The sequence below is a fragment of the Burkholderiales bacterium genome (assembly GCA_036262035.1).
GTDB lineage: Bacteria > Pseudomonadota > Gammaproteobacteria > Burkholderiales > SG8-41 > JAQGMV01.
In genome coordinates this window covers 186,556-199,425 of sequence record DATAJS010000015.1, presented here as the reverse complement: position 1 = coordinate 199,425, position 12,870 = coordinate 186,556, and the positions used below count along the sequence as shown (strand labels likewise).

Sequence of the window (12,870 nt, the reverse complement as noted above, 5' to 3'; positions counted from 1 at the left end):
CTTTAAAAGACCCCGCCGGCGCCGAGGACGGCCACCGCCACGTTCACCAGACCCAGGATGAGGTTGACCGCGATGAGCATGCGGATCTGGTTGAGCGCGGCGCCGCCGGTCTTCCAGTCCTCCGCCGCGACCGCGCGCTTGAGCCGGCCGAACGGCGCGAAGTAGACGTGCATGAAGATCGCGCTCATGGCGACTCCGATGGTCGCCATCACCATGATGTGGCCGGGCATCGCGCCCATCTGGCCCATCATGTAGAAGCCGCTGCCGAGGATGAGCGCCACCGCGACCCACACCCATTTGAAGAAGCGCGTGAAGATCGCGGTCCACAGCTTGAGGCGCAGCGGCGGCTCGGTCAGCACTTCGCCCGCCGCGGGACGCACCGCCATGTAGGCGACGAACATGCCGCCGACCCAGACGACGGCGGAGAGGATATGAAGGAAGAGCGCGTATGCCATGGTGTTTTTCTCGATGGTCGACGCGCTGAACTATACTGCGTCGGCCTCGAATAAGGACAATCATGAACGAGCGCAGTCAATTCTCGCTGCTCGGGGAACGCCGCTTCGGACCTTTCTTCTGCGTGCAGTTCCTCGGCGCGTTCAACGACAACGTATTCAAGCAGGCGCTCGTCATCATGCTCGCGTACCAGACCGCGAGCTTCACCGCGATGTCGTCCGACGCCCTGCAGAATTTGGCGCAGGCGCTGTTCATCCTGCCGTTCCTGCTGTTCTCGGCCACAGCCGGCCAGATCGCCGACAAATACGAGAAGTCCACGCTGATCTCGATCACCATCGCGCTCGAGCTCGGCATCATGGCGCTCGGCGCGGCGGGGCTGATGCTGAAGAACCTGACGATCCTGCTCGTCGCGCTGTTCCTCGGAGGCGTGCAGTCGACGCTGTTCGGTCCGGTCAAATACGCGATCCTGCCGCAGCACCTGAAAGAGACCGAGCTCATCGGCGGCAACGCGCTCGTCGAGGGCGGCACTTCGATCGCGGTCCTGCTCGGCATGATCTACGGCGGCTCGCTGATCGCGTTCGGCGCATGGGGCCTGGTCGCGGTCGCGGCGAGCACCTGCGCGGTGTCGGCGACGGCGCTCGTCGTCTCGCGCTTCATCCCGCGCGCGCCGGCCGCCGATCCGGCCTTGCGCATCAACTGGAACCCGATCACCGAGACCTGGCGCAACCTCGCGCACCTCACCGAGCGCCGCGTCGTCTTTCTGTCGATCCTCGGCGTATCGTGGTTCTGGTTCTACGGCGCGATCGTCGTCACGCAGTTCCCCAACCTCGCGCGCAACGTGCTGCACGGCGACGAGTACGTCGTCACGTTGCTGCTGGTGGTGTTCTCGCTCGGGGTCGCGGGCGGCTCGCTGCTCTGCGAGCGCCTCTCCGGACACAAGGTCGAGCTCGGCCTCGTGCCGTTCGGCTCCATCGGCCTGACGCTCTTCGGCATCGATCTGTGGTGGGCGCTCTCGCATGTCGCCGACACCGGTCAGACCTGGACCGCGCTGGGTTTCCTGGGCGAGCACGCGCATTGGCGCCTGCTCGCCGACATCGCGTTGATCGGGATCTTCAGCGGCTTCTACATCGTGCCGCTGTATGCGCTCATCCAGACGCGCAGCGACGCCGCGACGCGCTCGCGCGTCATCGCCGGCAACAACATCCTCAATGCGCTCTTCATCGTCGCCGCCTCCGCGCTGGCGATCGGCCTCTTCCAGCTCGGCTTCACCATTCCGCAGGTGTTCCTCGCGACCGCGCTGGTCAACGCCGCGGTCGCGGTCTACATCTACACGCTGGTCCCCGAGTTCCTCATGCGCTTCATGGCGTGGATGCTGATCCATTCGGTCTATCGCCTCGAGAAGCGCGGGCTCGACCACATCCCCGACGAAGGCGCGGCGCTGGTGGTGTGCAACCACGTGTCGTACGTCGACGCGCTGGTGATCTCGGCGGCGTGCCGGCGGCCGATCCGCTGGGTGATGGACCACAACATCTTCCGCGTGCCGCTGCTGTCGTTCTTCTTCAGGACCGCGCGCGCGATACCGATCGCGCCGGCGCGCGAGAACGAGGAGACGCTGAGGCGCGCCTACGAAGAGATCGCGCGCGCGCTGGAAAACGGGGAGTTGGTGGGGATCTTTCCGGAAGGGAGGCTGACCAGGGACGGCGAGATCGGCGAGTTCCGCGGCGGGGTGTCGCGCATCCTCGACCGCACACCGGTGCCGGTGATCCCGATGGCGCTGTCAGGGCTGTGGCAGAGCCTCTTCGCGCGCAACAGGGAAGCGATCAAGCGGGCGCACACACGGCTCTTCCCGCGCGTGCGGCTGGTGGTCGGCGGCGCGCTTCAGCCGGAGGTCGTGACGCCGCTTGGATTACGCGAGGTCGTCAGCGACCTGCGCGGAAACTGGCAATAAAAAACAATTTGAACCGCCAAGGACGCAAAGGACGCAAAGGTTTGCAGCGGTCGATACGCACTCGAGCACGATGCTTTGCGGCATCGCTCCCGCCACATTTATTTTGGTTTTCCTTTGCGTCCTTTGCGTCCTTTGCGGTCAATAACGCTTTTTACTCAGCCTTAATGCCGGCTTCCTTAACCACCTTACCCCACTTGACCATCTCGGTCTTGATGAAGCGCCCGAACTCGTCGGGGCTCATCTTCACCGTCTCGGCGCCCTGGCCTTCGAACTTTTTCTGGAGCTCGGGCTGCGCGAGGATCTTCGCGGTCTCGGCGCGCAGGCGGTCGACGACCGGCTTGGGCGTCTTCGCCGGCGCGAGCAGTCCCCACCAGTTGCTCGCGTCGTAACCGGGCAGGCCGCTCTCCGCGATCGTCGGCACGTTCGGGTACACCTTCGCGCGGTTCTTGCCGCCGATGCCGAGAAGCTTGAGACGCTTGTTGTCCACGTGCGGGATCATCTGGATCAGCGAGCCCAGGCAGATCTCGGTGTTGCCCGCGATCACGTCCGCCATCGCGGGGCCGCCGCCCTTGAACGGCACGTGCACGACGTTGATGCCCGCCATGATGCGGAAGAGCTCGCTGCCCAGGTGCTGGAAGCTGCCCACGCCCGACGAGGCGTAGTTGAGCTTGCCCGGCTGCGCTTTCGCCAGCGCGATCAGGTCTTTCGCGGTGCTGACCGGCAGCTTCGGATTCACGGTGAGCGCGTTGGGTCCGCTGCCGAGGATCGAGATCGGCACGAACGCGGTCTCGGGATTGAAGCGCAGCTTGTACATCGCGGGGTTGAACGCGTACGCCACCGAGATGATGAGCAGCGTGTGGCCGTCGGGATCGGCGCTCGCCGCGAGCTCGGTGCCGAGCACGCCGCCCGCGCCGCCGCGGTTGTCGACCACGACCTGCTTGCCGAGCTTCTCGGTCAGCTCCGCCGCCATCAGGCGGCCGACGATGTCGTTGCTGCCGCCGGGCGGGAACGGGACGATCAGCCGGACGGGTTTGGCGGGATAGGTTTGCGCCGGGGCAGTTGCGGCGAATGCCTGAAGCGCGAGCGCGACGCTCGCGCACAGCAGCGCGCGGGTCTTGAACATCGAAATCTCCTCGTTATGCCGCGAGTGCACACAACGAGGCACGCCGCGAAAGCGGCGCATTATATCAATGGCGCCTGGATCGTGCGCGCTGCGCGCACACGTCCAGGACGACGGCACTCTAACGAGTCCCGTCGCCTATCCGCGGCGGAAGTTGCCGCAGAAGTCCGACGGTCCGTTCCAGGTCTGCTCCGCCACGCGCCCGCCCGAGAAGATCAGCGTGCGCTCGCATCGCACGAGCTCGCCGCCGCCGCCCGAGCCCATCGTCACGCCGGTGCCGAAGCCCACGCCGCCGCCGCTGCCGCCGAAGATCCCCAGCGACGGGAAGAACGCCGCGCGCGGCTGGACCGTCTCGGACACCCACGTATAGACGTCGCGGCCGTCGGTCATCCTGGTGCTGCGCGCAGGCGCCCCCCAGCTGCGCACGACGTCGTCGTAGCTCGCGCCCTGCCACGAGTCGCGCGCCGTAGTGGTGTCGCCGGACGGGTTCGACGCGCACCCCGCGAGCAGCGCGAGCCCAGCCGCCATAGCCGTGAACCGCATAAGTGCCTCACTTTGCCGGTAGATAGGCCCTGATGCAGCCAAAGCCGTGCCGTACGTCGCGCAGGCGCCCTCGCCTGCATGCAAAGCCGTTAACGGCAGCAGGCGAGGCGCCTGCGCTACATTAAAATCACCGCGCCCCTCGGCACATCTCGTTTCGCGTCAGGAAATCCCATGAAGTCGATCCTCCGTGTTCTCGCAGTTTCTTGTTTCTGTGTCTCGTCGGCTTTCGCGGCCGACGCCTATCCGACGAAGCCGGTGCGCTTCGTCATCACTTTCCCCGCCGGCGGCCCCACCGACACCGTCGTGCGCCTCGTCGGCGAGCGCCTCACCCAGGACTGGGGACAGCCGATGATCATCGACAACCGCGGCGGCGCGGGCGGCATCGTCGGCACCGAGATCGTCGCGCACGCCGCGCCCGACGGTTACACCTTTCTCGTCGGCACCGCGGGCGGCATGACGATCAATCCCGCGCTGCGCGCCCACCTTCCGTACGATCCTTTCCGCGACTTTGTGCCCGTGGGCATGCTGGTGCAGAACCCGCAGATCCTGGTCGCGCATCCGTCGCTCGCGGCGAAGAACGTGAAAGAGCTCGTCGCGTATGCCAGGGCGAATCCCGGCAAGCTCAACTTCGCATCGGCGGGAACCGGCACCGCGACGCACCTCGGCCTCGAGCTCTTCAAGCTCACGACCGGCATCGACGTGACGCACGTGCCGTACAAAGGCGGCGCGCCCGCGACGACCGACCTCATCGCCGGCCAGGTGCAGCTGCTGTGGGTGAGCATCCCGTCGGTGCTGCCGCACGTCAAAAGCGGGCGCCTGCGCGCGCTCGCGGTGAGCACCTCGAAGCGCTCGGCCTCCGCGCCCGACGTTCCGACCGTCGCCGAATCCGGTTATCCCGGCTTCGACTACTCGAACTGGAACGCGCTCTTCGCGCCGGCGAAGACTCCCGCGACGATCGTGAAGAAGGTGAACGCGTCGGTGGTCGGCGCGCTGCGCCAAGCCGACATCGCGCAGAAGCTCTCGAGCCAGGGCGCCGAGCCTGCCCCCGGAACACCGGAAGAGCTCGGGCGGTACATGCGGTCCGATGCGGAGAAGTGGCGGAAGGTTATTAAAGCGGCCGGCATCAAGCCGGATTGAAAAGTGACGGATAGTGCAGTGACGGATAAAGCGGTGACGAAAAACGTCGCGCTGCTCTAACTCGTCACTGTTTCATCCGTCACCGCTTTATCCGTCACTTCTGCAGCACGAACAACAGCAGCGACCTCCCCTCCACCCCATACTCCTGCCCCGCCTCGAACACCGGCTCGTCGGGGCGCTCGGGAATGTTGGTGTCGACGAGGCAGCGCCAGTGCTTGCCGCCGGGCACTTCGGGCAGCGTGAACGGCACCACGCCGTGGTAGGCGTTGAGGATCAGCAATAGCGTCGCGTCGGAGCCGGGGCGCACGATGCCGGTGGGCTGGGCGCGGCCGTCGAGCACCATGCCGAAGCAGCGCTCGCCGGGATCGTTCCAGCTTTCCTGGGTCTTCTCGACGCCGCGCGGATCGACCCACGTCACGTCCTTGACGTCGAGCTCCTTGTTGTGGATGCCGACGAAGAAGCGGCTGCGGCGCAGTATCGGATAGGCGTTGCGCAGCGCTATGCAGCGCTTGGTGAACTCGAGCAGCTTGCGATCGTCGTCGCTGCAGCCTTCCCAGTCGATCCAGGTGATCTCGGCGTTGTCCTGGCAATAGGCGTTGTTGTTGCCGTACTGGGTGTTGCCGATCTCGTCGCCCGCGAGCAGCATCGGCGTGCCCTGCGAGAAGAACAGCGTGGCGATGAAGTTGCGCTTCTGGCGCTCGCGCAAGCCGCAGATCTGCGGATCGTCGGTCTCGCCTTCCGCGCCGCAGTTCCACGAGCGGTTGTTCGAGCTGCCGTCGCGGTTGTCTTCCCGGTTGGCCTCGTTGTGCTTGTCGTTGTACGAGACCAGATCGTTCAGGGTGTAGCCGTCGTGCGCGGTGATGAAGTTGACGCTCGCCCACGGCTTGCGCCCGCGATGGTTGAACAGGTCGCCCGACGCGGTGAGCCGCGTCGCAAGCTCGGGCACCTTGCCCTCGTCGCCTTTCCAGTACTCGCGCACGGTGTCGCGATACCTGTCGTTCCACTCCGCCCAGCCCGGCGGAAACGCGCCGACCTGGTAGCCGCCGGGACCGATGTCCCACGGCTCGGCGATCAGCTTCACTTTGGAGAGGATGGGGTCCTGGCGGCAGCTGTCGAGAAAGCCGCCGCCCTGGTCGAAGCCGTGAGGCTCGCGCGCGAGTATCGTCGCGAGATCGAAGCGGAAACCGTCGACGTGCATCTCGGTCACCCAGTAGCGCAGCGAATCGGTGACCATCTGCAGCACGCGCGGATGCGAGAGATTGGTGGTGTTTCCCGTGCCGGTATCGTTGATGTAGTAGCGCTTCTGGTCCGGCAAGAGGCGGTAGTACGACGCGTTGTCGATGCCTTTGAAGCACAGCGTCGCGCCTTTCTCGTTGCCTTCGGGGGTGTGGTTGTAGACCACGTCGAGGATCACCTCGATGCCGGCGTCGTGCAGGTGCGCGACCATCTCCTTGAACTCGGCGATCGAGCCGGTCGCGGAGTAGCGCGGGTTCGGCGCGAAGAAGCCGATGGTGTCGTAACCCCAGTAATTGGTGACGCCCTTGTCGACGAGATGGCGGTCGGTGATCGACGCCTGCACCGGCAGCAGCTCGATCGACGTGATGCCGAGGCTCCTCAGGTACTCGCACGATTCGCGCGCGGCGAGTCCCGCGAACTTGCCCTGGAGTTCGCGCTGGATCCCCGGATGATGCGCGGTGAAGCCGCGCACGTGCGCTTCGTACACGATCGTGCGGTCCCACGGCACATTCGGCTTGCGCTCGCGTCCCCAGGTGAAGGCCGGATCGACGACGCGGCACTTCAGCATGAAAGGTGCGCTGTCGCGCTCGTCGAAGCTGAGATCGTCCTCGCCGAGCTTGTAGCCGAAGAGCGCATCGTCCCACCTGAGCTCGCCGACCAGCGCCTTGGCGTACGGATCGAGCAGCAGCTTGTTGGCGTTGAAGCGATGGCCCTGCTCGGGCTCGTACGGCCCGTGCACGCGGTAGCCGTACACCGTGCCCGGACGCGCGTCGGGCAGGTAGCCGTGCCACACCTCGTCGGTGTACTCGGGGAGCACGATGCGCTCGATCTCGCGCTCGCCGCGCGCGTCGAAGAGGCACAGCTCGACCCGGGTGGCGTTCGCCGAGAACAGCGCGAAGTTCACGCCGAGCCCGTCCCACGTGGCGCCCAGCGGGTCGGGCAATCCCTCGGTCACGCGTGAACGGCGGACGGTGCGTCTCTTTCTCGGCGGTCGGTGTGATTCGCTCATGGCTTTTACGGTAGGCGTGGGCCGCTTGCTTCAGCAAACGGTGAGCCTGCACTGCAGCATCCCCTGCCTAGCGGCACTGAAATTGCACGAGGCGCACCGCTCGCATCGAACGCACATGATCCGCCGCTTCCTGCTCATCCTGTTGGTGCTGGTGCTTTTCGTCGGCGCCGTCTTCGCCATATTTTCTTGGCGCGCCGGCATCGCGCCGATCGAGCCGCCTGCGCGCGCCTCGTTCGAAGCCGCGACGATCGAGCGCGGCGCCTATCTCGCCGCGCTCGGCGACTGCGTCGCGTGCCACACCGCGCCGGGCGGCCGCGCGTATGCGGGCGGTTTTCCGCTGCGCACCCAGTTCGGCACGATTTACGGCACCAACATCACCCCCGACCCAGAGACCGGCATCGGCCGCTGGTCGCTCGAGGCGTTTACGCGCGCCGTTCGCGAAGGCGTCGCGCGCGACGGCCGCCAGCTCTATCCGGTTTTTCCCTACGACCACTTCACGCTGCTCGGCGACGACGACATCCGGGCGCTCTACGCGTTCATCATGACGCGCGAGCCGGTGCGCGCGGAGACGCCGGCCAACGAAGTCTATTTCCCGATCAACTTCCGGTCGCTGATCGCGGGCTGGAAGATCCTGTTCTTCCGGCCGGCTGCATTTCGCAGCGACACCGCGCAGAGCGACGAGTGGAACCGCGGTGCGTACCTCGTGCAGGGGCTCGCGCACTGCGGCGCGTGTCATACCCCGCGCAACCTGCTCGGCGCGGAAAAGCGCAAGATGCCGCTCGCCGGCGGCGAGGCCGAAGGCTGGCACGCCCCGGCGATCGACGCGCAGTCGCGCGCGCCGGTGCCGTGGACCGAGGAAAGCCTTTACCGCTATCTCAGGTCCGGCGCCGATGCGCGGCACGAGACCGCGGCGGGGCCGATGACGCCCGTCGTCCACAACCTTGGAAGCGTTCCCGAAAGCGAAGTGCGCGCGATCGCGGTTTACATCGCGAGCGTGATGGGCGCGCCCGATCTCGAACGGCAGCGCCGCGCGCAGGCCGCGATGGCGCGCGCCGCCGAAGCGGAGGGCGCGCCCGAGCCCCACGCGCCGGGCGACGGCGCGCTACGAACGGGCGCCGCGTTATATGCAGGCTCGTGCGCACAGTGTCACGGCAGCGCATCGCGCAATCCGGGCGCGCCTTCGTCGGAAGCGCTGCACCTCGCGCTGAGCTCGTCGGCCTCCCTGCCGGCGCCTTCGAACCTGATCCGCATCGTGCTGCAGGGCCTCGCACCCGCCGACGGCGATGCGGGCGCCTTCATGCCGGGATTCTCCGGCGCATACACCGACGCGCAGGTCGCCGCGATCGCGGCTTACGTGCGCGCGACTTGCACCGACCGGCCCGAGTGGAGAAACCTGGAGCGCGAGGTGCGGAAGGTGCGGGCGCAGCTCGCGAAAGAGGCTCGATGATCAGACTCCATGTGAACGGCAAGAACGTCGACATCGATGCCGACCCGACCACGCCGCTGCTCTACGTGCTGCGCGATCACCTGCAGCTCAACGGCGCGAAGTTCGGCTGCGGCCTCGGACAGTGCGGCGCGTGCACGGTGATGGTCGACGGCAAGCCGGTGTTCTCGTGCGTCACGCCGATCGCGGCGCTCGCCGGCCGCCGCGTGAAGACGGTCGAAGGCCTCGGCACGCTCGACAACCCCGGCCCGGTACAGCGCGCGTTCATCGAGGAGCAGGCCGCGCAGTGCGGCTACTGCATCCCCGGGATGATGATGCGCGCGCAGGCGCTGCTCGAAAGCGATCCCAATCCGACGCCGGCGGAGATCCGCCGGCACATGAACCCGAACCTCTGCCGCTGCGGCACGCACATGCGCATCCTGCGTGCGGTCGAGCGCGCCGCGGGATTGATGAAGCAGGCGAAAGGCGGCGGCGCGAAATGAACGATTTCGTGACGCAACCGCTGACCCGCCGCGAGTTCCTCGCGCGCGGCGGCGCGCTCGTGGTGAGCTTCGCGATCGCGCCCGCGCTGGCGCTCGCGGGCGAAGGCCCGCCCAAAGCACCCGGGCTCCCCGGCAGTCTCAAGACGACGCCTTTGCTCGATGCTTGGATACGCATCGACGCCGACAACGGGATCACCGTGTTCACCGGCAAGGCCGAGCTCGGGCAAGGCATCAAGACCGCGCTGCTCCAGGTCGCCGCCGAAGAGCTCGTCGTCGAGCCGCGCTCGATCACGCTCGTCACCGCAGACACCGCGCGCACCGCGAACGAAGGCTATACCGCGGGCAGCCAGTCGATGGAGCAGAGCGCGACCGCGATCATGCATGCGGCGTCCCAGGTGCGCGCGATCCTGGTGAAGCTCGCGTCGGAACGCCTCAACGTCCCGCCCGCCGACCTCACGGTGCATCTCGGCGCGATCCGCGCCAGGGACGGACGCAGCGTCACCTACGGCCAGCTCGTCACGAACGAGACGCTGCACGTCGAAGCGGGCCCGCACTCGCCGCTGCGCGATGCGAGGACCACGCGCGGCGTGATCGGCAAGTCGATGCAGCGCGTCGACATCCCCGCGAAGGTCACCGGCGGGCTCGCGTACGTGCAGGACCTGAGGCTGCCGAACATGGTCCACGCGCGCGTCGTGCGGCCGCCGAGCTACAGGGCGAGGCTCGTGTCGATCGCCAACTCCGGCGTCGAGAAGATGCCCGGGGTGGTGAAGGTCGTGCGCAACGGCAACTATCTCGCGGTGATCGCCGAGCGCGAATACCAGGCGGTGCAGGCGATGCGCGCGCTGGCGAAGGCGGCGAAGTGGGAGGAGCAGGCGACGCTGCTGCCGCCGAACGATGCCTACGGAGCGTTCCAGAAGCTGCCGGCCGAAGACTACGTCGACCTCGGCGGCCCCGCTGAAACCGCGATCGGCACCGGCACGATCAGCGCGACCTATCGCAGGCCTTACCAGATGCACGGGTCGATCGGCCCGTCGTGCGCGGTCGCGCAGGTCGAGAACGGCATGCTGACGGTCTGGTCGCACACGCAGGGCGCCTATCCGCTGCGTGCCGCCATCGCCGAGATGCTGCGCATGCCGCCCGAGCGCATCCGCGTGATCCACGTCGAAGGCTCCGGGTGCTACGGTCACAACGCGGCGGACGACGCGGGCGCGGACGCGGCGCTGCTCGCCTCGGCCCTTCCCGGCCGCCCGGTGCGCCTCCAGTACATGCGCGAGGACGAGCACTCGTGGGAGCCGTACGGCTCGATGATGATCTCGAACGCGCGCGCGAAGCTCGACAACGGCAAGGTCGCGGAGTGGCACTACGAGGTGTGGAGCCACGGCCACAACCAGCGGCCCGCGCCCGCGGGCAACCTCGCGCCGGCGTGGCTCATCGAGAACCCGTTCGCGCAGCCCGTCCCCAAGCCGATCCCGCTGCCCAACGGCGGCGGCGACCGCAACGCGATTCCGGGCTACACCTTTCCGAACGCGCGCGTCATCCACCACTTCATCCCCGCCATGCCGCTGCGCGTGTCGGCGCTGCGCGCGCTCGGCGCGTATCACAACGTGTTCGCGCTCGAGAGCTTCATGGACGAGCTCGCGCTCGCCGCAAGCGTCGATCCGGTCGATTTCCGCTTGCGGCACATGGACGACCCGCGCGCGCGCGACGTGATCGCCGCCGCCGCGGAGCGTTTCGGCTGGGGCAGGTTCCAGAAGCAGCGCGGCCGCGGGCGCGGCTTCGGTTATGCGCGGTACAAGAACCATGCGTCGTACTGCGCGATCGCGATGGAAGTCGAAGCCGATCGCGAGAGCGGCCACATCCGACCGATCCGGGTCGTCGCGGCGATCGACAGCGGCGAAGCGGTGAATCCCGACGGCATCCGCAACCAGACCGAAGGCGGCATCATCCAGTCGCTGTCGTGGTCGCTGTGCGAGTCGGTGGCGTTCGACGCCACGCGCATCCGGAGCCGCGACTGGAGCACCTATCCCATCCTGCGCTTCTCGAACGTCCCCGAAGCGATCGACGTGCACGTCATCACGCGGCCCGGCTCGCCGTTTCTCGGCGCGGGCGAAGCGGCGCAGGGCCCGGTTGCGGCCGCGCTCGCGAACGCCGTTGCCGATGCGCTCGGCGTGAGATTGCGCGAGCTGCCGTTCACTCGCGCAAGAGTCAAAGCCACCGTCGGAATCTGACTACAAGTCGATCACAAAGGGCGCGACGAGAAGGGCGGCGCCGACGACACAGAGCCAAAGCAGGCTGTCGATGAAATACGGATAGACGCACAGCAGCAGACCCGCAATCATCGGGACGAGCCTGGTCTGCCGCTTCCCGTAAACGAAGTAGGCCATTCCAAAGACGCCTGCGAAAAGACCGACGACAAGACTGTTCACATCGAAACTTTCAGAAGCTTCACCTGACCCGTCGCGGACGCGATCAGGCGGGCGCCGTCCCGCGCAGACACGTCCGCTGCAGGACGCGCGGAAAGCGCGTCGCATCGAAATTGGTGTTCGCGCAGTGGAGCAGACAGCGGTTGTCCCACATGAGCGGGTCGCCCGCGCTCCACTGGTGGCGGTAGACTAAGCGTTCGTCTTCGAGAGTGACGGACATGGCGCGTTCTCCGATGGGATGCGCGTTGCGGGAATTCTATACTCGATCATGATCGACGATGCGCTCATCGTGAGCGCCCGGTAAGCGATGGCAGATTCCAAACGCATAGGCCTGCTCGTACCCTCCAGCAACGTCGTGATGGAAGTGGAGTTCTATCGCTCGCTGCCGAACGGCGTCACCGTGCACACGAGCCACATTCCCCGATCGAATCAGGCCATCGATTCCGACGCCATGCGACAAACCAGAGACAACGCGATCGGCGCGGCCGCATCGCTGCAGCAGGCCGAGCTGGACCTGGTGGTGCACGGGCACACGGCATCGAGCTACGTCGGCGGCATCGAGGGCGACATCGCGATCGCGCGCCTGATCGGAGAAGCGGCGGGCGCGCCCGGCATGACCGCCGCCGAGGCTGCGGTGCGCTGCCTGCGCTCGGTCGGCGCGCGGCGGCTCTGGCTTGCAGCACCGTATCCGCCCGCGACGACGCAAACGGCGGCCGATTTCATGATCGCGCACGGCTTCGAAGTCCTCTCCGTCGAATGCCTGGGCGTCGACCAGGCCACGCAACTCAAGAAAGTCCCGGCGGAGGCGATGTGCGAGCTCGGTGCGCGCGCTGCCGCTCGAGGGGACGCCGACGCATTGTTCGTGAGCGGCACCGGCGTGCATACGATGCAAGTCATCGGAGCGCTCGAGCGTGCGATCGGAAAGCCGGTGATCACCGCCAACCTTGCCGCGCTCTGGGGCGCGCTGCACCGCATCGGCCGCGCTGACGCGTTCAGCTTCGGCGAGAGCCGCCTGAGCGAGTGGCAGAGGGAGCTTGCCGGAAATGGATTCCCGCGCAGACGGGAATGACGGGCT

The 12,870-nt window shown here is 67.0% G+C and carries 12 protein-coding genes; 6 read left to right on the top strand and 6 right to left on the bottom strand.

Annotated features, from left to right (window positions below; translation table 11 throughout):
• Positions 1–2: 2 nt before the first annotated feature.
• Positions 3–455, bottom strand: coding sequence for a CopD family protein (locus VHP37_19565; GenBank protein ID HEX2828561.1), 453 nt, complete (start codon positions 453–455; stop codon positions 3–5).
• Positions 456–517: 62 nt separating this feature from the next.
• On the opposite strand from VHP37_19565, the gene VHP37_19560 reads away from it, so the two are divergent.
• A complete protein-coding gene (locus tag VHP37_19560) occupies positions 518–2,401 on the top strand; it encodes an MFS transporter (GenBank protein ID HEX2828560.1) in 1,884 nt (627 codons plus the stop codon).
• 151 nt (positions 2,402–2,552) lie between these two features.
• On the opposite strand, the gene VHP37_19555 is transcribed toward VHP37_19560, so the two are convergent.
• Positions 2,553–3,524 (bottom strand): tripartite tricarboxylate transporter substrate binding protein, encoded by a 972-nt coding sequence (locus VHP37_19555; GenBank protein ID HEX2828559.1) that lies wholly within the window; start codon positions 3,522–3,524, stop codon positions 2,553–2,555.
• A gap of 135 nt (positions 3,525–3,659) precedes the next feature.
• Positions 3,660–4,064 (bottom strand): hypothetical protein, encoded by a 405-nt coding sequence (locus VHP37_19550; protein ID HEX2828558.1) that lies wholly within the window; start codon positions 4,062–4,064, stop codon positions 3,660–3,662.
• Between the two features lie 171 nt (positions 4,065–4,235).
• Here VHP37_19550 and VHP37_19545 point away from each other — a divergent pair, with 171 nt between their 5' ends.
• Positions 4,236–5,201 (top strand): tripartite tricarboxylate transporter substrate binding protein, encoded by a 966-nt coding sequence (locus VHP37_19545; GenBank protein ID HEX2828557.1) that lies wholly within the window; start codon positions 4,236–4,238, stop codon positions 5,199–5,201.
• Positions 5,202–5,295: 94 nt separating this feature from the next.
• On the opposite strand, the gene glgX is transcribed toward VHP37_19545, so the two are convergent.
• Positions 5,296–7,446 carry a glycogen debranching protein GlgX gene (glgX, locus tag VHP37_19540; GenBank protein HEX2828556.1) on the bottom strand — a complete coding sequence of 717 codons (2,151 nt, stop codon included), beginning with the start codon at positions 7,444–7,446 and terminating at the stop codon, positions 5,296–5,298.
• 115 nt (positions 7,447–7,561) lie between these two features.
• Between glgX and VHP37_19535 the strand changes: the two genes are divergently transcribed.
• Genes VHP37_19535 through VHP37_19525 form a run of 3 tightly spaced genes read left to right on the top strand, consistent with a single transcriptional unit; the run spans position 7,562 to position 11,600 of the window.
• Positions 7,562–8,893 (top strand): cytochrome c, encoded by a 1,332-nt coding sequence (locus VHP37_19535; protein HEX2828555.1) that lies wholly within the window; start codon positions 7,562–7,564, stop codon positions 8,891–8,893.
• Entirely contained in the window at positions 8,890–9,372 is a 483-nt protein-coding gene (locus VHP37_19530; protein HEX2828554.1) for a (2Fe-2S)-binding protein, read from the top strand. The genes VHP37_19535 and VHP37_19530 overlap by 4 nt, the downstream gene beginning before the upstream one ends.
• Positions 9,369–11,600, top strand: a complete 2,232-nt coding sequence (locus VHP37_19525) for a molybdopterin cofactor-binding domain-containing protein (GenBank protein ID HEX2828553.1) — start codon at positions 9,369–9,371, stop codon at positions 11,598–11,600. Before VHP37_19530 ends, VHP37_19525 begins: the two co-directional genes overlap by 4 nt.
• On the opposite strand, the gene VHP37_19520 is transcribed toward VHP37_19525, so the two are convergent.
• Both VHP37_19520 and VHP37_19515 read right to left on the bottom strand, forming a co-directional pair.
• Positions 11,601–11,756, bottom strand: coding sequence for a hypothetical protein (locus tag VHP37_19520; GenBank protein ID HEX2828552.1), 156 nt, complete (start codon positions 11,754–11,756; stop codon positions 11,601–11,603).
• 85 nt (positions 11,757–11,841) lie between these two features.
• Complete coding sequence (locus VHP37_19515) at positions 11,842–12,015, bottom strand: TauD/TfdA family dioxygenase (GenBank protein ID HEX2828551.1); 174 nt, start codon at positions 12,013–12,015, stop codon at positions 11,842–11,844.
• Between the two features lie 87 nt (positions 12,016–12,102).
• Between VHP37_19515 and VHP37_19510 the strand changes: the two genes are divergently transcribed.
• Complete coding sequence (locus VHP37_19510; GenBank protein ID HEX2828550.1) at positions 12,103–12,864, top strand: hypothetical protein; 762 nt, start codon at positions 12,103–12,105, stop codon at positions 12,862–12,864.
• Positions 12,865–12,870 lie beyond the last annotated feature (6 nt).